16 protein-coding genes are annotated in these 21,153 nt (G+C 42.1%); 9 read left to right on the top strand and 7 right to left on the bottom strand.

Features of this window, described 5'->3' with window-relative positions:
- Positions 1-48: 48 nt before the first annotated feature.
- Positions 49-846: an AraC family transcriptional regulator gene (locus QE422_RS13985; protein WP_307459526.1), complete on the top strand. Its 798-nt coding sequence runs from the start codon at positions 49-51 to the stop codon at positions 844-846.
- A gap of 121 nt (positions 847-967) precedes the next feature.
- Entirely contained in the window at positions 968-1,756 is a 789-nt protein-coding gene (locus tag QE422_RS13980; RefSeq protein WP_307459523.1) for an SDR family oxidoreductase, read from the top strand.
- Between the two features lie 34 nt (positions 1,757-1,790).
- Here the strand turns inward: QE422_RS13980 and QE422_RS13975 are convergent, their stop codons facing one another.
- The 5 genes from QE422_RS13975 to QE422_RS13955 all read right to left on the bottom strand — a co-directional run bounded on the left by QE422_RS13975 (position 1,791) and on the right by QE422_RS13955 (position 6,280).
- The gene (locus tag QE422_RS13975) at positions 1,791-2,018 is read right to left on the bottom strand and encodes a glutathione synthase (RefSeq protein WP_307459521.1); all 228 of its coding nucleotides are present in this window, start codon (positions 2,016-2,018) and stop codon (positions 1,791-1,793) included.
- Positions 2,019-2,427: 409 nt separating this feature from the next.
- Positions 2,428-2,646, bottom strand: coding sequence for a hypothetical protein (locus QE422_RS13970; RefSeq protein ID WP_307459518.1), 219 nt, complete (start codon positions 2,644-2,646; stop codon positions 2,428-2,430).
- Positions 2,647-2,753: 107 nt separating this feature from the next.
- Entirely contained in the window at positions 2,754-3,377 is a 624-nt protein-coding gene (locus QE422_RS13965; RefSeq protein ID WP_307459515.1) for an alpha-ketoglutarate-dependent dioxygenase AlkB, read from the bottom strand.
- 12 nt (positions 3,378-3,389) lie between these two features.
- Positions 3,390-5,756, bottom strand: coding sequence for an AsmA-like C-terminal region-containing protein (locus tag QE422_RS13960; RefSeq protein WP_307459513.1), 2,367 nt, complete (start codon positions 5,754-5,756; stop codon positions 3,390-3,392).
- Positions 5,732-6,280: a hypothetical protein gene (locus QE422_RS13955; protein WP_307459511.1), complete on the bottom strand. Its 549-nt coding sequence runs from the start codon at positions 6,278-6,280 to the stop codon at positions 5,732-5,734. The genes QE422_RS13960 and QE422_RS13955 overlap by 25 nt, the downstream gene beginning before the upstream one ends.
- A gap of 158 nt (positions 6,281-6,438) precedes the next feature.
- Between QE422_RS13955 and QE422_RS13950 the strand changes: the two genes are divergently transcribed.
- Complete coding sequence (locus QE422_RS13950) at positions 6,439-6,672, top strand: hypothetical protein (protein ID WP_307459509.1); 234 nt, start codon at positions 6,439-6,441, stop codon at positions 6,670-6,672.
- Positions 6,673-7,360: 688 nt separating this feature from the next.
- Here the strand turns inward: QE422_RS13950 and QE422_RS13945 are convergent.
- Both QE422_RS13945 and QE422_RS13940 read right to left on the bottom strand, forming a co-directional pair.
- The gene (locus QE422_RS13945; protein WP_307459506.1) at positions 7,361-7,837 is read right to left on the bottom strand and encodes an NUDIX domain-containing protein; all 477 of its coding nucleotides are present in this window, start codon (positions 7,835-7,837) and stop codon (positions 7,361-7,363) included.
- Between the two features lies 1 nt (position 7,838).
- Positions 7,839-8,588: an NUDIX domain-containing protein gene (locus QE422_RS13940; protein ID WP_307459502.1), complete on the bottom strand. Its 750-nt coding sequence runs from the start codon at positions 8,586-8,588 to the stop codon at positions 7,839-7,841.
- A gap of 567 nt (positions 8,589-9,155) precedes the next feature.
- Between QE422_RS13940 and QE422_RS13935 the strand changes: the two genes are divergently transcribed.
- From QE422_RS13935 to QE422_RS13910, 6 genes are all read left to right on the top strand, one after another.
- Positions 9,156-11,423 (top strand): TonB-dependent receptor, encoded by a 2,268-nt coding sequence (locus QE422_RS13935; RefSeq protein ID WP_307459499.1) that lies wholly within the window; start codon positions 9,156-9,158, stop codon positions 11,421-11,423.
- A 10-nt stretch (positions 11,424-11,433) separates the two neighbouring features.
- Entirely contained in the window at positions 11,434-13,725 is a 2,292-nt protein-coding gene (locus QE422_RS13930) for a glycoside hydrolase family 3 N-terminal domain-containing protein (protein WP_307459496.1), read from the top strand.
- A gap of 202 nt (positions 13,726-13,927) precedes the next feature.
- Complete coding sequence (locus tag QE422_RS13925) at positions 13,928-14,803, top strand: alpha/beta hydrolase (RefSeq protein ID WP_307459494.1); 876 nt, start codon at positions 13,928-13,930, stop codon at positions 14,801-14,803.
- Between the two features lie 9 nt (positions 14,804-14,812).
- The gene (locus tag QE422_RS13920; protein WP_307459492.1) at positions 14,813-17,269 is read left to right on the top strand and encodes a glycoside hydrolase family 3 N-terminal domain-containing protein; all 2,457 of its coding nucleotides are present in this window, start codon (positions 14,813-14,815) and stop codon (positions 17,267-17,269) included.
- A 242-nt stretch (positions 17,270-17,511) separates the two neighbouring features.
- Positions 17,512-18,933 (top strand): sugar MFS transporter, encoded by a 1,422-nt coding sequence (locus QE422_RS13915; RefSeq protein ID WP_307459489.1) that lies wholly within the window; start codon positions 17,512-17,514, stop codon positions 18,931-18,933.
- 1,167 nt (positions 18,934-20,100) lie between these two features.
- Positions 20,101-21,105 (top strand): SDR family oxidoreductase, encoded by a 1,005-nt coding sequence (locus QE422_RS13910; protein WP_307459486.1) that lies wholly within the window; start codon positions 20,101-20,103, stop codon positions 21,103-21,105.
- Positions 21,106-21,153: the final 48 nt, after the last annotated feature.

The following is a 21,153-nucleotide window of genomic DNA, read 5'->3' as shown; positions in this document are numbered from 1 at the left end:
ACATTTGAAACCACGGCTATAGGAAGCGGTATTTTTTTAATAATCATCATGACCGAAAAGCAGGATATTGTATACTCATGTTATCATGAGATGAGCAGGAAAGGGGAAAATTTTGTTCCTCAGCACACGCTTTCCTATCAGATTGCAGGAAGTTTCACCCTGCTGGAAGGAAAGCAGAAGTATGAAGCACAGGAAGGGGATTTCCATCTGATCAGGAAAAACCAGTTGGTAAAGTTTATAAAGTACCCGCCGGAAATAGGTACTTTTGAAAGCATGAATATTTATTTGAGTGAAGACAACCTCAGAAACTTTGCTCAGGAATATGGCTGTTCTGCACAACATCCTGCAGTTGTAAAACCAATGCACCGGATTGAGCAGAATGACCTGCTTAAAAATTATATTATTTCTCTTCAGACCCTTATCAAAACCGGCATACAGAACAACTCCCTCATCGATCTTAAAATAAAGGAACTGCTGATGATTTTGCTGCAGTCGTCACAGCCTGAACTTCAGCAGGTTCTTTTTGATTTTTCCCAACCGCACAAAATAGATCTTGAGCGATTTATGAATCAGAATTACCGTTATAATGTTAATCTGGAACGCTTTGCTTACCTTACCGGAAGAAGCCTGGCAACTTTTAAGCGTGATTTTGAGAAGATATTCCATACTTCACCGCATCGTTGGCTCCTTCAGAAACGGCTGGATGAGGCACATTTTCTTATCCGGGAAAATAAACAGGCCCCTTCCGGCATTTACACCGATCTCGGTTTTGAAGACCTTTCCCATTTTTCCTACGCTTTCAAAAAACGTTTCGGCTACAGCCCCACAAAAATTCAGAGTGATTAAAATATACTGAATAAGAATATTTTAGATAACTGTGGAAATTGAAAATTAAAATAATCTCCACCCATTTTTATCCTGTTAATTCTCTTATTAATCCTATTTTTATATAATAAATACCAAACACATGAACATCCACTTAAATTCAAAAAATGCCCTGGTAGGAGCGGCTACACAGGGAATAGGAGCGGGGGTCGCCACAGAGCTTGCCAAATGCGGAGCCAATGTTACCGTCATGGCGCGTAATGAAGAAAAACTAAAGGATTTCGTACGCTCGCTCCCCATCGTGAGCGACGAACAGCAACACGAATATCTTGTTGCTGACTTTTCAGATTTTGAAAGCTTCCGGAATATAATAACGGAATATTTTCAGAATCACGACATTGATATTCTCGTGAATAACACGAACGGCCCAAAGCCCGGCCTTGCATCAGAAAAAAATACACAGGATTACCAGTCGGCCTTTGATCTGCTTTTTAAAACTGTTTGTGAAACCACCAACCTTGCGCTTCCTTACATGATCAAAAAGGGGAGAGGCCGCATCATCAATGTATCTTCATTATCAGTGAAAGAACCGATCCCGAATCTGGCGCTTTCCAATTCCATCCGTTCTGCGGTAATTGCCTGGTCGAAAACATTGTCTATCGAAGTGGCAAAACATAATATCACCATCAACAATATTCTTACCGGGTCATTTGATACGAAAAGAATCAAAGATCTTATTGAGCATGAAGCCCAAGAGACCGGTGCTTCAGTTGAGGAGATCAGAAAGAAGAAAGAAGAGAAGATCCCGATGAAACGGTTGGGGAAACCTGAAGAATATGGCCACCTCGCCGCTTTTCTGGCTTCCGATTATGCTGCATATCTTACCGGGACCAGCATTCCGCTGGATGGAGGATTGAATAATACCTATTAAAAAAGACTGTCTCTTGAGACAGTCTTTCTTTTTTTTATTCATCAAAAAGCAGTCTTCCGTCAAATGGTTCGCTCCACTTGATGAGGATGCTGTCGTTGTGACGGTGGAGATCAGCCTGTACGATTTCGTATTCTCCGTCAGCGGTCTGTCTTTCAATAATAAGATCCGCACCGATTCCTACACTTCCTTTCGGGACTTCAAGAATATATATTCCCGTTTCATCCTTTCTGAAATCTTCTTTTCTAAAAATTTTATGGGCCATGATTTATTTTTTAATGTTAATCATCATATAGAATAAACCGTGCCAAAGAAAATTTTATTATTTTTTCTTAAAAAGTCTTAAAAATGTTTAAAATTTAAACTGCCGAAATAATAATGGCATAATATTTTAATGTAGTTAAGTAACTCATGTTTAATTTGAGTTTTCATGGTTATTAGTTTTTATCCTCAGATTCTTTCTGAGGATTTTTTATTTGTAAAAAGTCTGTGTAAAGCGAAGCACTTGGAAATAATAAATACGGTTAGATTTTCCAGGGATCCTTTCGGTTAAACCTGTTTAAGATTCGGAGATCAATAGCTTGATAAGCATTCTAATATTAAATATTCTACCTGCATAAAAAAAGAAACAGCTCATAAAGCTGTTCCTCAATTTATACGAAAGTAGTGATTAACTATATAGCGTATGCACCTCTGTTCTGGTAAACATTAATGCCTTCAATTTTGTTGTTCACGGTGTTGTAAATTACCTCAACAGAAAAATGCGAAACTTCGTAAAGAATGTATTTTGTTGTATTGATCATTCTTTCATTCATGACACGTCCTTCGTTCATTACAAAACTGCATTGCTCCTGGTTCGGCATATTTTTAAAATCGTAATATGAAATGTTCATAGCTGCTGTTTTTTAATCGTTTCAAAATCATATACACAATTTCTTTGCCAAATTTTGTTAAATTTTATATTATTTTTTAATTATGCTGAAAATTAATATATAAATTCTCAGGACACCGATGATAATTCACGAATCAGTCTGAAAGTGAGATTGATTCTGGGCCTCATCAGGCGGGTGGATTTCGCGATACGGTGTTCCCAATGTACCTGAAGATCTCCTTTCATGATGAGCAGCGAACCGTGTTTTAAAGCAAGGCTGTGTTTCTGCTGATGGTTTTCGACATTGCGGAAATCAAAATTCCGGACCTGTCCGAGACTTACGGAAGCAATTACCGGACGTTCTCCTAGTTCGCTGTCCTTATCCCGATGCCACGCTACCGAATCATTGCCATCCCGGTAAAGGTTTAACAGTACAGAATTGAATTTATACCCGGAAAACTTTTCAATTTTAAGTTTCAGGTTCAGCAGTTCCGGCGACCATTGATTCACCCCGAATTCGTTGCCTCCCAAATGGTAATTCTTGCTTTCATCACCGTACCAGGCGGTTAAACGCGGCGTTACCACGGTCTTGCTGTACATTTTCTGGGTATGCTGCTTCCACGGCGTTTCATGCAGCAGCTTTTCTTCAAGCCTGGAAGCCGCGTCTTCCGACAGAAAATTTCCTGTATACTCCAGCAATTCTTCCGGAAACCGGTAATATTCATCTGCATCAAATAAACTTAACTGACTCACTATTTGCCTGAATTATTTTTCTTTAAGATCTTTATTAATTTGTTTTTCGGCATTTTTTGCCCTTTCTTCCTGCGCTCTTTTTTCCCTGCGCTGCTGCCGTCTGGTCTTTTTCTCGGCACGCCGCTCCTGGCGGATCACTTTATTGGTTTTTTTATTGTACAGCGCATCAATAATTCCCTGGCCGGTTTTGCTGAAAATTTTTACTTTCGGTTTTTCATGCGTTCCCGTTACCACCACCGGAAAGCCGATAATACCGCCCGGCAGGATACCCACCCGGATCCTCAGATCGAGCAGACCGTTGAAGCTCGTGGTACCGCTTACTGTGGGCCTCAAGATAGAAACTTTAAACGTAAATTTATCTACGTGGATCAAATTATTTTTGATATGGGTTTCAATATTTACCCCTTTCATGTCCGGATCATTAAAAGCTTTAGCCCCAATATTATCGCCGACTGCCGAAAGCATTTTTAAATTTTTAACCTCTACATCCCGGAGATTAACGATTCCTCCGCCTTCCAGGGAAGGGTAGATCGGCTTCATGTTCTTATCCATATCGCCTTTCAGCTTGTAATCCAGGGAAACGATTCCTTTTACATTCTTAGCGGCCGTGGCCATTTCCCGGACCATATCAATCTCTTTATACGCTCTTTGAACATCAAAATCCAGTACTTTCAGAGCTACGTCATAATTTGCCGTCAGCGGAGACTCATCCTGGTAACGGGCGTCAATGCTCATCCGGCTTCCCACCACATCAAACGACGTATTTTTAAGATATACCTGTCCTTTTTCAACGGAGGCTGTTCCTTTTACATGGTTCAGATCCAATCCTTTAAACTCAACTTTTCTTACATTAACCCCCAAAGCTACATCCAAATTCTTTGGAATGATAACCACGCCGCTGCTTTTCGGATTTTCTACCTTGGCATATTCCACTTCAATGGATTTATCGGTATTATCTCCGTTTTTTAATGCCATGAATTCATCGATCAGGATGTAATTCGAGTTCAGTCCGAATTTTCCGTGAAGAGTCCCTTTTCTTTCGATAAAATAATTAATGGTATTCAGAAGATAACCGTTTAAGGCAAAATCTGATTTTCCATACGTCGCAAAAAACTTCTGGAACCACATTTTTTCATTTTCAAACCGGAAGTTTCCTTCTTTTATATAAAATGATTTGGGAAGAAACTCCGTGGTGGCTTTGATATTTTTTAAAATTAAATTTCCCTTATTGTCCAGCTTGCTGTACTGGCCTGTCGTTGCATAGCTCTGCCGTCCGTTCAGGGAAAGGTCGGCCATGATCAGTCCGCTTACATCAAACCCTTTTTTAGCAAACACCTTGTATATTCTTCCTACATTCAGAACACCTTTTGCACGGACTTTATACAGTACATCTTCAAAATTCTGCAGGTCTGCATTTACAAAAACCGGATTGCCTTCGAAATCAAACTTAAAAGGATCCAGCTTCACGCCCAAACTCTTAAAAGTGCCGTCGGTATTTACAATATTTGCAGCAATAGTAATATTCTGGATCGGATTCGGATAATATTTCGTTTTCAGCCAGCCGTTTTTCAGGTTAAGGTAGCCGTTGGTTTTAGGAAACAGCTTTTTATCCAGACTAAAAATTCCGCTTGCTTTGATATTCGTATTCAGAAGACCTCTCGCATCAATATCTTTCAGTCCTAAAGCCTGATCGAGCGTCTGCAGGTCTACAGCACCTTTTACATCTGCATTGATCTGCATTTCATTCAGCCCTTTGGTTTTTACAACTGCTCTGAAACTATTATTCGGTCCGAGGTCAAAACTTAGGTTTTTAAGATCAAGTCCCAATTGTTCCGTATTCAGATCCGGGAGATCTACATTCAGATCCATATTAAAATTGTTCATCGGAACCGGGGCCTTACCGTTAGAAACAAAGCCGTCTTTGATGAAAAGCCTTGCCTGCAGCCGGGGTTTCAGGTTTTTAGGTTCGCTGAATCTTCCTTTAAGGCTGAAAAACAGATCGCTGTTTCCTTCGATCCTGGTATCTTTTGCCCAGTCCAGATATTGCGGCGGCAATACGGAAATCATATCCCGAATGGTTGTTTTTTCTGAAGCCGCATTGATGTTCAGGTTATATCCGTCTTTCAGAATACTTAAAAAGCCACTGAATTTCAGAGGAAGATCATTGATTCTCAATTCATTTTTTCTTAAAACGAAAGTCAGGGCATTGGTGTTGATTCTCGTAATTAAATCGGCATGCAAAGACTTTTGTTTAGCATAATAGATGCGGTTCAGACTGAAATCCAGCTTATTGATATCCAGATCGGTCTCAAGGTCAAAAATATCTTCACTTAGGCCGCCTTTTCCGGTATAGTTCAGCCCTTTGGCATCAACAAGCACCCTGGCCGAATGGTCCGGTAAACGATATTCCAGTTTTTTAATTTGATCAGGTCCAGCTTTATGGAAGCTCCGCTACTGGCCGTATCTTTCGGCTTATTGGAGGGTTTGGAAACATATACATTATAGTTGGCCTCACCTTTACTGTTTACAAAAACGTTTCCGTATGCATCCGTTACATAGATTTCGTCGATTTTTACCTGTCGGTCAAAGATCAGGTTTTTTAGGTTGATACCCACCGAAACTTCCCTTGCAGCAAGCAGCGTATCATTTTCAAAAGGTTTTGAGCCTTTCAGTAAAAAATCATCCACCGTAACCGTGAGAGAAGGGAAGTGCCTGAAAAAAGTGAGATGCGTTTTCCGGTAATCGAGCTTTCCTGCAAGATGTTTATTGGCAAATATTTTTACCTGTGCGGAAATGGTTCCCGGAAATAGGATCGGAATAATAAACATCAGAAAAAGAAGCGATGCGATCGAAATTCCTGCCCATTTCAGAACTTTCAGTAGTATTTTTTTTAGCCGTTCCATGATCATGTAATTTGGGGAATAAGTACACTACACCCATCTAAAATCAAGCCATCACAGCAGTAATGCAACCGTACAGATACCACAGATGCGGTTTTTTAGAAGAAAAACAGACCGGTGGCACAGTTTATTCATTTGCCAGTTTACTATAAAATAAACCGATGAACTATAAAGAAGCTTTGAAACACAAAAAGGAATCCGAACAGAATGCAGATGAATCCGTAGCCAAACTTTTCCACATTGTAATCACGCCGTCCAACACCGACGAAAGCGCAAAATTTATTGAAGATTTCCTGAAATCTCCCGAAAGTTTTGATGATGAAAGCTGCAAGAAATACAGTTCGGACGATGATTACGAAGTGGTAAGCTTTAAAAAGGAAACGGAGGAGCGTTAAATATTAAGCAGAATTGTGATAGTAGGCTGGAAGAGGGAGGCTGGATGCGGGAAGTTTTTTCGGTTAAGAAATCACCGCTAACATTCTGAATCAATGTAAATAAAATAGTATGGTATCTGATTCAGGTTAGATAACTGCTGTTTGGATTTCAGGAGTTTCTTCCGGTTGTACAATTATATCCTACTCGGGTGCGGTCGAAAGGTTATGCTGATGGGCTGGAAGAGGGAGGCTGGATGCTGGAAGTTTTTTCCGTTAAGAAATCACCGCTAACATTCTGAATCATTGTAAATAAAATAGTATGATATCTGATTCAGGTTAGATTACTGCTGTTTGGATTTCAGGAGTTTCTTCCGGTTGTAAAATTATATCCTACTCGGGTGCGGCTGAAAGGTTATGCTGATGGGCTGGAAGAGGGAGGCTGGATGCTGGAAGTTTTTTCCGTTAAGAAATCACCGCTAACATTCTGAATCAATGTAAATAAAATAGTATGGTATCTGATTCTGGTTAGATTACTGCTGTTTGGATTTCAGGAGTTTCTTCCGGTTGTACAATTATATCCTACTTGGGTGCGGCTGAAAGGTTATGCTGATGGGCTGGAAGAGGGAGACTGGATGCTGGAAGTTTTTTCGGTTAAGAAATCACCGCTAACATTCTGAATCAATGTAAATAAAGTAGTATGGTATCTGATTCAGGTTAGATTACTGCTGTTTGATTTCAGGAGTTTTTCCAGCTGTAGAATTAGTTCAGACTGAGCGGAGTTGATTTTTAATATGGCCTCTTCAGATTCAAACCATTCCCAGCGGTCTACTTCCGGGATTTCGATGGTTTTGCCGGATCTTGGCGGCCAGTTGATTGAAATGGTATTGCTTTGAAGGCCGGTCATTTCAAGATCGCTTTCCAGGGCCCAGGCATAGACGCTCTTTCCGGCTTTTTGCCTGACGGGTTGCAATTCGATAAAATCGCCACTGATCTTCTTACCTGTTTCTTCGTAAAATTCGGTAACCGCACGCTCCATAAGACTTTCGCCCTCTGATGCTTCGCCTTTCGGAATCGACCATGCACCCAAATCCTTATTTTTCCAAAATGGGCCGCCCGGATGAACCAGGAAGTAGAAAAATTTTTCGTTTTTCCTTTTAAACAGTAAAATTCCGGCACTTGTTTTCATATTACCAGCTGTTGAGTCCGTTTTCCAATGCCTGTAGATAATTTTCCTCATCGAAAGAATACAGATCCGGTGCTTTGTGGGCACCGCCTTTTCTTCTCTCATCCAGTTTGGTGAGAATACCGAGATTTTTCATCTTCCGGTAAAAATTTCCCCGGTTAAGCTCTTTTCCCAGAATGATTTCATACAGTTTCTGCAATTCGGAAAGCGTAAACTTTTCCGGTAAAAGATTATAGCCGATGGGTTTATGCGAGATGGTTTCCCTTAAAGTAAGCAATGCTTTTTCAATGATTTCACGGTGGTCCATGGCAAGTTCTATTTCAGGGAGCTTGCTGAGGTAAATCCATTCGCAGGTCTCACTGAACTCGTCGGGAATCAGGCTTACCTTATCCGGATTGAACAGGGCATAATATCCTACGGATACAAATCGCTGCTTATGGAAAAGTGTTTCATCAAAATCCTCGAAATACAGCTCGCTTCTGTTTTTTTTCCCGAAAACCCCAAACTCCTGAAGGTAAACGCCTGCTACCCCTACACGGTCTTTCAGAATTCTAACCACCGCTTCATCAAGGTCTTCATCTTTTCGCACATAGCCACCCGGAAGAAGCCACTGCTTACGGTAGTTCATTTTCAACAGCAAAACTTTAAGTTCATTCTGATCGAAACCGAAAATCACGGAATCTGCCGACAGATGAGGAAGAAAAATATCTTTTGCCTCATTCGATTTATTAATAATATGTTGCTTGGAATCCATCTAAAAGCTAAAAATCTTGGATATACAAATGTACAGATAAAAATTCGGCACCGGGGCAAAAAATGGCAATTGAGGTACTTTTTGGGGAAAATTTAGGCGGTTATTTGTTATTGTTTCTATATGAATCAATGAATTTTTGTTTTATAAAATAAAAATAAATAATTGAAAATGAATAGATTGTATTTAATATTACATTTAATTAACATTTCTTTTGGTAAATCGGCGGAAAGAATGTAGTATTGTAATGTTTCATATAGAAGCATTGAAATAAAGCACACAGTAAATAAAATTACTTCTGAAAATATTCCTTTCCCGGAGTATAAATCCGGTTAGAAAATGACCATTTTCTAACCTTAAAAGTATCATGTAAAATACCTTTTATGATACTTGAATAAATTAAATGTTGGCGGTTAAACCGGTGGTAGTAGATGCTCCGGTAATGTACATAAAGAACCATCCGGTTATTTTTCGGATGCAGAAATTGTTGTGCCTTTAGCTAAAGCAGCAAAAAGTGATTAAATAAACGAATCTATATAAAATATAAAGAAGAATTATTCTAACTGTACGATGAGAAAATTAACTTTAAAAATTTCAGCATTGGGAATGATGTTTTCCTTTGCTGTGGCTTTCGGTCAGGAAAAGACCGATACGCTGGCTGTTAAAAATGCAGTGAATGCTGTAGTTAAACAGGAAGAGGGTGTTAAAACCGTGACAACATCTTCAAAAGAGGATAACAACAGAAACGTAATGCTGAACGCGGCCAACAATACAAGTCCGCGGGATGTGAATATCGGTTTGCCTTCAACCGTAGGCGGAATCACCATTCTGGAAAACGACCTTCCGGCCGTTTATTTCTTCTGGCCCGAGCTTCCGAATAAAACATGGAGACAAAGTGTCGGTCTGGAGAAAACAGGATTATTGAAAATGGATCAGCTGGCCAATACCATGGGCGACCTCGGTTTTGCCGTGAATTCCTATTCACAAACAGGGACCAAAGATTTTAAGCTGAAAGGTAAATTGACGACGAGTACTTTCGGCTGGCTGCAGTGCGATGTCAATGCTTCGGGACCGGTTTCTAAAAACGGATGGACTTACACGGTAGGTGCTTTTGCCAATTTTGATCCGAGTACCTACAAATTAGGCTTTGCAAGAAATGCCGATGAAACCAAGATATTCCGCGCTGGCGTAACCAAGTATTTTAATAATGACAAGGGTAAAATTTCGGTTTTATACAAATACGCGGATTCGTACAGCATCACCAATTATGCCGTTTTCCAGTACGGGCCTGAAGGAAAAGTGACAGAGCTTGACAATTTCAAAATCGGACGGGATTCTTACGTCGTGAGAGACGGCCAGATGAAAATCAAAGATATCCTTACAGGAGAATATTCCTGGAGATCGATGAGCGGAAATGATAACAGGACCACCTCGCACAACATTGATGTTTTTGGTAACTATCTGTTAAACAATGGCTGGAATTTTAAGTTTTCGACAAGAGCTCATTTTGCTAAGGCAAAAATGTCCAATATGATTCCTTTGAGCATCTTCAACGCTGATTCTGCAGCAGGATATACGTTGGCTTCCAACGGTCAGGCTTATTCCGGACCTGTAGGAACAATTCTTGGTATGTATACGCCGGAAACTCCGATTACCAACATTGCAGGACGTTTTTCTCTAAACAAACAGTTGGGAGATCATAACGTAACATTCGGCGTGTTGGAACAGTTTTACCACGTAGACCAATTCACATCCAACCGTGCTTTCTTCTTCCAGAGTGTGGAACCGCAGCCGCAGCGATTAATTGGGCCGAATACGGATGCCGACGGTTTCTATAACTACAATGCAGGCGGAGAATATCATAGCGGAACAGAAAACAAGCTTTCGGTTTACGGTACCGATGAATGGAAAGTAACGGACAACTTTAATTTGAGCTACGGTCTGCATTTAAGAAACCACGTCCTTGACGGCGAATATTCGTTGACGCCGAGAACTGTCGGTTTCAGCTTTACCAATGCCAATCAGTTTGATCAGATCAATAAAAGCTTCTTCCAGATTGCCGGAAGTCTGAATGCGACGTACAACATCACGAAGAATTTCGGGGTTTTAGCGAACTTCCTGTATACCGAAGAAAACAGAAGGCTTGAAAGTTATTCTCAGGCTTTTGAACCAAACACCAATAAAATCAAAAGTCCGCTTGGCGCATTCGGAGTTTTCTGGAACACCAACTGGATCCAGCTTATTTCACAGGCGACCTATCTGAAAAAAAATAATAACCTAAACAGATACAACCTTGTAAATCCTGCTAACAGCTCCCAGGCACAGGTTGCAACCGTTTATTACGATATTCAGACGTTAGGTTGGACAACCGATTTCGTGGTAAAACCTTTCAAAGGATTCAATTTACATTATCTGGTGACATTCCAAAATCCGGTTTATAAGAAATTTAATTTCAATGCGTTCGGAAAAGATTACGATTACAGTGACAACAACGTGTTAGGTGTTGCTAAAGTGTTGATGGAAATCGATCCAAGCTATACCGTTGATAAATGGAGATTCTGGGCAAGTTTCAGATACTTTTCCAAGCAGTACGCGAACCTAACAAACGCGCTTTATTTTGCTCCGAGATGGGAAACTTTCGGTGGCGTGAGTTATACGGTTAATAAAAATATCAACATTGGTGCAACGGTCATCAACTTCCTTAACCAGCGAGGAGCCAGTGGAACCATCAACGGTGCAGAGCTCATTACCGATGCAAGCCCGTACTACGGCAAACTGTTGACCGGAACATACATTATGCCATTAACAGGTCAGTTTTCCGTAAGCTTTAATTTTTAAAAAGTAAAAAATGAAAAAATCAGTATATAATATTGCCACCTTATTCTTAGGAATCACCGCATTTTCCCAGAATTTCACAACGGTGACCAATGCAAAAGGACCAACGTTAGGATATTCTCCTGAATCCGGAGTACAAATTCTGACGGTAGGCGGGAAAAAATTTAAGGATTTAAACCGAAACGGTAAGCTCGATAGATATGAAGACTGGAGGCTTCCGGTGGATGAACGGGCAAAAGATCTTGCATCAAAAATGTCGGTAGAACAGATTGCCGGGCTCATGCTGTATAGCGGGCACCAGTCGGTTCCTGCAGCTGCAGAGGGTATCAGAGCAGGAAAATACAACGGGATGCTGTATAAGGAAAGTGGTGCCAAAGCGTATGACTTAACGGATCAGCAGAAGAAGTTTTTAAAGGAAGACCATCTTCGCCACGTTTTGGTAACTACGGTAGAATCTCCTGAAGTTGCCGCCCGATGGAGCAACAATATCCAGGCTTACATCGAAGGTCTCGGATTGGGAATTCCTGCCAACAACAGTACGGATCCAAGGCATTCTGCAACGGTAACCGCAGAGTTCAACGAAGGCGCAGGAGGGCAGATTTCCCTCTGGCCGGACGGGCTGGCTATGGGCGCTACCTTCGATCCGGAACTGGTGAAAAAGTTCGGGCATATCGCCGCTCAGGAATACAGAGCTTTAGGAATTTCAACAGCACTGTCGCCGCAGATCGACTTGGGTACTGAACCCCGTTGGTACAGGATCGCTTATGTTTTCAGCGAAAGTCCTGATCTTACGGCAGATATGGCAAGAGGTTATATCGATGGTTTCCAAACCACATCCGGCAGCAAAAACGGCTGGGGAAACAAAAGTGTAAATGCGATGGTCAAGCACTGGCCGGGCGGAGGACCTGAAGAAGGCGGCCGCGACGGCCACTGGGCAATGGGTAAATTTGCAGTCTATCCGGGCAATAATTTCCAGAATCATGTAAAGCCTTTCACGGAAGGCGCTTTCAAATTAAGCGGAGGAACCAAAGAAGCATCGGCTGTGATGCCTTATTATACGATCAGTTTTAACCAGGATACGAAAAACGGTGAAAACGTAGGAAACGGATACAGCAAATACCTGATCACTGATCTGCTCCGCGGAAAATATAAATACGACGGGGTGGTTTGTACCGACTGGCTGATAACCGCAGACGAACCGAAAACACCGGGAGGCTTTGCCGGAAAACCTTGGGGGGCTGAAAAATTATCCATTGCAGAACGCCACTACAAAGTCCTGGAAGCGGGGGTTGACCAATTCGGAGGAAATAATGATAAAGGTCCGGTGCTGGAAGCGTACAAAATGGGTGTGAAAGAGCACGGAGAACAATATATGCGAAACCGTTTCGAACAGTCTGCAGTCCGTTTGCTGAGAAATTTTTTCAGAACGGGGCTGTTTGAAAATCCGTATGTAAATGTAGAAGAAACGGTGAAGACTGTGGGTAATCCGGAGTTTATGAAAGCCGGTTACGAAGCCCAGGTAAAATCGATTGTAATGCTGAAGAACAAAGGTAGAGTGCTGCCTGTAAAAGAAAGGAAAACAGTGTACATCCCCAAAAGATATTCTCCGGCAACATTCAACTGGTGGGGTGTTTACACGGCTCCTTCACTGGAATATCCTGTAGATATCGAAAAAATCAAGAAACATTATAACGTAACGGAAGATCCTTCCAAAGCAGATTTCGCATTGGTTTTTGTGAAAAGTCCGCACAGCGAAGAAGGCGGTTACAGCGATATTGATGCGGCAGAAGGCGGAAACGGTTATCTTCCGATTTCCCTTCAGTACAAAACCTACACGGCCACCGAAGCCAGGGAAAAAAGTATTGCAGCAGGAGACCCTGTAGTAGCGCCGAACGTGCATGACCGCTCATTTAAAAATAAAACGTCTACAGCTGCCAACTTTACAGACCTTTTAACGATTGAAAATACCTACAAAGCCATGAACGGAAAACCTGTGGTTGTTTCTGTTACCGCTTCAAAACCGATGATTTTCAATGAATTTGAAAAACATGCCGATGCGATTCTCATGAACTTCAATGTTTCCAATCAGGCCGTAGTAGACATTGTTACCGGGAAGTATGAACCTTCCGGGCTGCTTCCGCTTCAGATGCCGGCTGATATGGCCACCGTGGAAAAACAGAAAGAAGATGTACCTTACGACGTGGAAGTGCATAAAGATTCCGAAGGTCATTCGTATGATTTCGGATACGGAATGAACTGGTCCGGTGTCATTAAAGATGCCAGAACAGAAAAGTACAAAAAGTAGCCTTCTGCAGATTATGCATTTAGGAGGAGCTTGACTAAACTCATTTAAATTTAATTATGAAAGTCACAAAAGTTAATTATATCGTGAGCATCAATCCCGGCATCTTTTGTGACTTTTAACAATGAACCAATCGGTTGGTTATAATTAGAGTTAAATAATTTAAGATTAAAAAAAATCAGAACGTAAAACAAAATATTTAAAAATGAAAAAATTCATCATAGCAGGATTATTTTTTGCCGGTCTGGCAGTGCATGCCCAGAAGACCATTCCATTGTACCAGGGAAAAGCACCCGGAACAGAAAACTGGACACAGAAAGAAGCGCAGCAATTCAGCCAGCCTTTTAAAACCGAAGTTGTTTATAATGTTACGCAACCGTCCATGCTTCTTTTTGAGGCTGATAAATCCAAAGCCAACGGAACCGTGATCGTGATTGCTCCCGGCGGCGGATTCCAGAGTTTATCCATCAACCGCGAAGGAATCGAGATGGCCAAAAAGCTGGCTGAAAACGGAATTACGGCTGTGGTTTTAAAATACAGGCTGTTGGAAACCAAATCCAACGACCCGGCAAAGGAAATGATGGACAACATTAAGAACAGGGTTGATTTCGATACCCGGACAGCGCCCATCAAAGAAATGGCAGGAAATGATATCAGAACGGCGATTTCCTACATCAGAACTCATGCCGGAGAGCTGAAGATCAATCCTGAAAAACTGGGTGTGATCGGTTTTTCGGCCGGAGCCAGTGTTATTCTGGAAAGTGTTTTTCACAGCAAGGACGCTTCCACGATCCCCAATTTTGCAGCATCCATTTACGGAGGTCCAAGCCGTGAAATCCTGGATACGGCCATTCCAACATCCCCGCTTCCCCTGTTTATCTGTGCGGCAAGCGATGACCAGCTGAAGCTGGCGCCGAAATCGGTTTTGCTGTACAGCAAGTGGCAGGAAGCCGGACAGCCCGCAGAGCTTCATATTTATGAAAAAGGAGGCCACGGTTTCGGAATGGGTAAACAGAATCTTCCTGTAGACCAATGGTCTGATGTATATCTGGACTGGCTAAAGTTTCATAAATTTTTATAGGAGAACAACATGAAGAAGAATAGATTAACCTTATTGCAGTTTTCCCGGAAAGCAAAGTACTCGGGGCTGTTTCTTGCTTTGGTGGCGGCATCGCCTTTTGTAAAAGCACAGAATAATCCGACGGTTACTGTTGACGGAAAAATATTTAAGGACCTGAATAAAAACGGTAAGCTGGATGTTTGGGAAGATACCAGGCTTGCGGTAGATAAACGAATCGATGCGATCATCCGGCAGATGACTAATGCTGAAAAAGCGGAGCTTCTGATCGGAACCGGGATGCCGGGAATTGAAGTGCTCACCGGTCCGGTAGGAGATTCAAAACAAGGGCTGGTTCCTGGTGCAGCCGGCGGAACCGCTTCTCTGGAAAGATTCGGAATTCCTGCTACGGTCGTGGCGGACGGACCTGCCGGACTGAGGATTGCCCCAACCCGTACGAATGATTCCCAGACCTATTATGCTACCGCATTTCCCGTAGGAACGGCACTGGCTTCCACATGGAACACGGCACTGCTGAAAGAAGTAGGAAAGGCGATGGGGAATGAAGTAAAGGAGTATGGCGTCGACGTCCTTCTTGCCCCTGCCTTAAACATCCAGAGAAACCCGCTTAACGGGAGGAATTTTGAGTATTATTCCGAAGATCCGCTGATCTCGGGAAAAACGGCTGCTGCCATAGTGAACGGAATCCAGTCTCAGGGAGTCGGAACGTCCATCAAGCATTTTGCAGCCAATAACGAGGAAACCAATCGTCTTACCATCAACGCCCACGTCTCCGAAAGGGCGATGCGGGAGCTGTATCTCAGAAATTTCGAAATTGCTGTTAAGGAATCCCAGCCATGGACAGTGATGTCTTCTTACAATAAGGTGAACGGTGTTTATACTTCCGATTCCAAAGATCTGCTGACCGAGGTATTAAGAAATGAATGGGGCTTCAAAGGAATCGTGATGACCGACTGGTTCGGCGGTTTCCCGGGATTTGAATCCATCAGGACAGGAGGAATTTCTGATGTTGTAAAACAGATGAATGCCGGCAACGATCTACTAATGCCCGGAATTCCTGCCCAGAAAAAGGTTTTGCTGGAAGCGCTGAATTCAGGAAAGGTATCGCGGGAAACGGCTGATCTCAATGTAAAAAGAATCCTTGAATATATTTTTAAAACGCCCACATTTGCCCAGTATCAGTACAGCAACAAACCGCTTCTCAGCCGTAATGCGGAGATAACGAGAAATGCCGCCGCCGAAGGAATGGTATTGTTGAAAAACGAGAAAAATGCTTTGCCTTTTGCTGAAAAACAAAAGAAAGTTTCTTTATTCGGGGTAACGTCTTATGCCTGGATCACGGGCGGAACAGGAAGCGGCAGTGTCAACAACAAGCATACTGTTTCCCTGTTGGAAGGCCTTACCTCCGCAGGCTATCAGCTCGATCAAGAACTGGTAGGTCTCTATAAGCCTTACGCGGAAAAAGAAGCGGCTGCCGAAAAAGAGAAACGGAAGAAAAGAGGGATCCTGGCGCTGCCTGAAAGGCTTCCCGAAATGAAAATGGATGATGCATTTATTGCTGAAAAAGCCGAAACTTCAGCCATTGCCTTTGTCACGTTAGGAAGGAATTCAGGAGAAGGCGGTGACCGTGTGGTGGAAAACGACTTCAATTTAGCCACCGAAGAAATCGAAATGCTGGATAAAATTTCCAAGGCTTTCCATGCCAAAGGAAAAAAGGTGGTGGTTATCCTCAACATCGGCGGTGTTATTGAAACGGCTTCCTGGAAAGATAAAGTAGATGCCATTCTGCTGGCCTGGCAGCCGGGGCAGGAGGGCGGACATTCCGTGGCGGATGTGATCTCCGGAAAAGTAAATCCTTCTGGAAAACTGACGATGACATTCCCGGTAAATTATTCGGATCATGCTTCGTCCAAAAATTTTCCTGGAGTTCCGGCAGATAATCCGAAAGACGTTACCTATCAGGAAGGCGTTTATGTAGGATACCGTTATTTCAGTACTTTTAAGGTGAAGCCTTCTTTTGAATTCGGTTATGGCAAGTCGTATACGGATTTCACATATTCAAATATCAAAACAAATTCAAATACTTTTAGCAATGCATTGGAAGTGAAGGTAGATGTTAAAAACACAGGAAACGTTTCGGGCAAAGAAGTCGTGGAGCTCTACCTTTCCGCACCGGGAAAAACGTTGGATAAACCCGTATCCGAACTGAAAGCGTATGCTAAAACCAAAGAACTGAAGCCGGGAGAGACTGAAACCGTTACCATGACCTTATCCCCGAAAGATCTGGCTTCATTTGAAACGGCAAAGTCGGCCTGGGTAGTGGAAGCTGGAAATTATAAAATCCTGGTCGGTGCTTCTTCGCTGGACATCAGGCAAACTGCAGGATTCTCCGTACCTAAAGAGCTAACCGCAGAAAGAGTACGGCCCATACTTCCGGCAGATGAGAAATTTGAAGATCTGAAACCTTAAATTCATGCCCTACAGGATAGATGTTTTGCAAATTGATGATAAAGTCTGCTAATCTGTAAAACCTGCGGGGCTTGTTTTTAATGAAGACATTTTAGTTTGTAGAGATGCTTGTTTTGAGACGGTCGGTTTTGAAAGTTTTATTTACTTAAAAAATATGATAAGCCTGACGAAATTTAATATCTCAAATTGAGTTTTTATCGGTAAAACAGACTATCTTTAACGCCTTTAAAAAAATAACTGTTATGATCAATGAAGTGAAGACCAAAGGCCGGAGCTATACCGTTCCGCTGATTACCATTACGCTTTTATTTTTTATGTGGGGATTCATCACGTGTATGAATGACATCCTCATTCCTTACCTCAAACAGCTGTTCAGCCTGACGTTCTTTGAATCGATGCTGGTACAGTTCTGTTTTTTCGGAGCTTATTTTATCGGCTCCCTGATTTATTTTTTAATCTCGACCACCAGCGGCGATCCGATCGATAAAGTGGGATACAAGAAAGGAATTCTTTTCGGGATTTTTCTGGCGGCACTGGGCTGCGTGCTCTTTTATCCGGCGGCAAGCCTGGTTTCCTATCCTTTGTTTTTAGGAGCGCTGTTTATTTTGGGGCTTGGATTTACGGTACTGCAGATCACGGCGAATGCTTATGTTTCCCTTTTGGGACCTGAAGATTCTGCCTCAAGCCGTCTGAATATGACGCAGGCTTTTAATGCTTTCGGAACGACGATTGCGCCTGTTTTGGGCGGTCACCTGATTTTTGAGCTTTTTTCTGCACCGGACGGATCTTTTTCAGCCGCTGCCACCAAGATTCCTTACCTGATCTTTGCGGGCATCTTATTGCTGGTTGCTCTGATTATTTCAAGGGTTAAGCTTCCGGACTTTAAAGTAGCGGGAGAAGAAGTGGTAAAGGGTTTCGGCGCTTTGCAGCATAATCACCTGAAATTCGGGGTGCTGGCCATGTTCTGCTATGTAGGCGGGGAAGTGGCGGTAGGAAGCTTTATCATCAGTTTCCTGGAGCAGCCTCAGGTCATGAATCTTTCTGAAGTGGTAAGCAAAAATTATCTTTCCCTGTATTGGGGCGGCGCGATGATCGGCCGTTTCCTGGGAGCCATTTCACTTAACCATTCCATCAGCCAGGGGAAGAAAGCACTGTATATGCTGGGCGCTGCGGCTGCGGTTTTTTTGGTGATCTTCAGCATTGTGGATCTTACCTTTTCGCAGATCAGCTTTTTCCTTGTATTCATTGCTTTAAATTTTATCGCCTTCTTCATCGGGAAATCGGCTCCGGCAAGAACCCTTTCTATTTTTGCCGCGGTGAATGTATTGCTGTTGATTTCTGCCATGCTGAATCATGGGGCGTTAGCGATGTATAGTATTTTAGGAATCGGGATTTTCAACTCGATCATGTTTTCTAATATTTATACATTAGCCATTTCAGGACTGGGGAAATATACCAGTCAGGGTTCATCACTGGTGGTTATGGCCATTCTGGGCGGTGCGATCGTTCCGATTTTCCAGGGTTTCCTGGCCGATCATTTCGGGGTGCAGCATTCCTTTATTATTCCGGTGTTCTGCTATGTGGTTATCTTGATTTTCGGTGCTTACTGTACCAAATATCTGGGCCACGTAAAGCAGGAGGCCGATGCCAAATCCGGACACTAAGTCTTTAATTTTTATAATTATCAAAGCTGTTTCCTACTGGAAGCAGCTTTTTTATTTATCGTAGTTATGCCATCATCCGTGAAAATTTGATTAGTCCGCAGAAATTTTTTTTTACCACAAAAGTCACAAAAGATGGTTGTAATGTATAATAAAGCTGAATTGTGTATGATAAGAAAGCACTCAAAAGTTTTTAAGAACCTCGGAGAGGTTCGCGAATTCCTTTAGTTAATATAAAAAAAATGAGGTAAATCTTTGATTTTTATACTATTAAGCAGCAATAATTCTGGTGCTGAGTGGAGTTTTAGATTACTCTATCATCTATGAAAATCTGTACATGCGTGGGAGGTTTTTCTTCGTCCATATAAATCTGGGCGAAGCTCATACTTATTGCTAATACTATGTTTAGATTCCTCCGGAATGACAAACAGGGTGTTTGAGTTTATACATAAATATAATAGCTATAGAATCCATATGCAGGAAGAATTATGCGCTATTATCTATGAAAACCTTTGCAATCTGTGGGAGATTCTTCCTTCCTTCGTACAAATCGAAGTTAAACTTTAATGCTTATCGCTAATACTATGATTGGATTCCTCCGGAATGACAAACAGGGTGTTTGAGTTTATACATAAATATAATAGCTATAGAATCCATATACAGGAAGAATTATGCGCTATTATCTATGAAAACCTTTGCCATCTGTGGGAGATTCTTCCTTCCTTCCTTCCTTCCTTCGTACAAATCGAAGTTAAACTTTAATGCTTATCGCTAATACTATGATTGGATTCCTCCGGAATGACAAATAGGGTGTTTGACTTTGTACATAAATGTAAACGCAATAGAATATGTATACAACACAAATTATGCGCTATCATCTGTGAAAATCTGAGCAGATCTGTGGGAGATTCTTTCTTTTTTCCGTACTAATATGAGTTAAACTTTAATGCTTATCGCTAATACTATGATTGGATTCCTCCGGAATGACAAACAGGGTGTTTAAGCGTGTAAATAAATGTAAATGCTATAGAATCTATGTACGGCGCAAAATATATGCTATTATCTTTGAATATCTGTGTAATCTACAAGAGAAAATATAATCGTGAAAGTCTCTTATTGGCATAAAAATAGGTGGCTTTTAGGTAATTAATCAAAAAGACCCATCACAAAATGAAATCAAAAGATCAATTAGAGCAAAGCCTCAGGGGAAAAACGGTGGTTATCACCGGAGGAAGCAGCGGCGTAGGAAGAGCGGCGGCCGAAGCGTTTGCCCTCGAAGGCTGTAATATTGTAGTCGCAGCCCGGGGAAAAGAAGCTCTGGAAGAAACGGTAGCTTTATGCCGCGACCTTGAAGTCTCCGCAATGGCTGTTCCGACGGACGTTTCTGTTGCAAGTGAAGTACAGAACCTCGCCAATAAGGCTTTGCAGTTTAACGGGAGAATCGATATCTGGATCAACAATGCGGGCGTTATGGCCAGCGGTAAATTTGAGGACATCCCGATGGATCTGAACGAACAGGTGATCAAAACCAATCTTTTCGGCTATATGCACGGAGCTTACAGTGTGCTGCCGGTTTTCAAAAAACAGAACGAAGGAATTTTAATCAATAATATATCCATCGGCGGATTTATGCCGGCGCCGTACAGTGCGGTATACTCTGCAACGAAATTCGGGATCCGCGGGATGATGGAATGCCTTCATGGGGAAATTTCAGATTTCCCGGAAGTGTATATCTGCAATATCTATCCTCAGATTCAGCGTTCTACGGGAAATATGCATTCGGCAAAATATTCCGGACTGGATTTTAAAATTCCGCCTTTTGCGGCTGACCCGAGAGATACTGCTGCAAAAATGGTGGAACTGGCAAAGAACCCGAGAAAAGAAATGTTCCCGGATGTGATGTCAAGACTACTTACCGGAATGTATAAATTCTTTCCGAAACCGGTAATCAATACCGCTTCTGCGGGAATGAGGCTGATGATGAAGCTGAAAAATGCGCCTTCGGATTCCGGAAACGTCATGCAGCCTTCGCCGCAGCCTCACCGGATCTACGGGGAAACCATTCTTCCGGTTCCGTCCAGGAAAACAAAAATTGCCTTACTTACCGGACTTGGATTGGGATTAACCTATATGTTTTTAAAAGGCAGATCCTCAGGAAAAAGTCAGATAAGCTAAAGAGAATTTTTTACTAGAAAATTGTAGGAGTTCTAAATTCTGAAAGAT

The organism is Chryseobacterium sp. SORGH_AS_0447, from assembly GCF_030818695.1.
Taxonomy (GTDB): Bacteria; Bacteroidota; Bacteroidia; order Flavobacteriales; family Weeksellaceae; genus Chryseobacterium.
Note: the sequence above shows the minus strand (reverse complement) of the source record. Positions and strands in the feature narration are given on the sequence as shown.

Excerpts from the sequence above, each read along its gene's own strand:
- QE422_RS13945 (WP_307459506.1), bottom strand. The coding sequence starts at position 7,837 with ATGAAAACAAGTGCCGGAATTTTACTGTTTAAAAGGAAAAACGAAAAA.
- QE422_RS13915 (WP_307459489.1), top strand. The coding sequence starts at position 17,512 with ATGATCAATGAAGTGAAGACCAAAGGCCGGAGCTATACCGTTCCGCTG.
- QE422_RS13935 (WP_307459499.1), top strand. The coding sequence starts at position 9,156 with ATGAGAAAATTAACTTTAAAAATTTCAGCATTGGGAATGATGTTTTCC.
- QE422_RS13910 (WP_307459486.1), top strand. The coding sequence starts at position 20,101 with ATGAAATCAAAAGATCAATTAGAGCAAAGCCTCAGGGGAAAAACGGTG.
- QE422_RS13975 (WP_307459521.1), bottom strand. The coding sequence starts at position 2,018 with ATGGCCCATAAAATTTTTAGAAAAGAAGATTTCAGAAAGGATGAAACG.
- QE422_RS13980 (WP_307459523.1), top strand. The coding sequence starts at position 968 with ATGAACATCCACTTAAATTCAAAAAATGCCCTGGTAGGAGCGGCTACA.
- QE422_RS13985 (WP_307459526.1), top strand. The coding sequence starts at position 49 with ATGACCGAAAAGCAGGATATTGTATACTCATGTTATCATGAGATGAGC.
- QE422_RS13920 (WP_307459492.1), top strand. The coding sequence starts at position 14,813 with ATGAAGAAGAATAGATTAACCTTATTGCAGTTTTCCCGGAAAGCAAAG.
- QE422_RS13925 (WP_307459494.1), top strand. The coding sequence starts at position 13,928 with ATGAAAAAATTCATCATAGCAGGATTATTTTTTGCCGGTCTGGCAGTG.
- QE422_RS13940 (WP_307459502.1), bottom strand. The coding sequence starts at position 8,588 with ATGGATTCCAAGCAACATATTATTAATAAATCGAATGAGGCAAAAGAT.
- QE422_RS13950 (WP_307459509.1), top strand. The coding sequence starts at position 6,439 with ATGAACTATAAAGAAGCTTTGAAACACAAAAAGGAATCCGAACAGAAT.
- QE422_RS13955 (WP_307459511.1), bottom strand. The coding sequence starts at position 6,280 with ATGGAACGGCTAAAAAAAATACTACTGAAAGTTCTGAAATGGGCAGGA.
- QE422_RS13970 (WP_307459518.1), bottom strand. The coding sequence starts at position 2,646 with ATGAACATTTCATATTACGATTTTAAAAATATGCCGAACCAGGAGCAA.
- QE422_RS13930 (WP_307459496.1), top strand. The coding sequence starts at position 11,434 with ATGAAAAAATCAGTATATAATATTGCCACCTTATTCTTAGGAATCACC.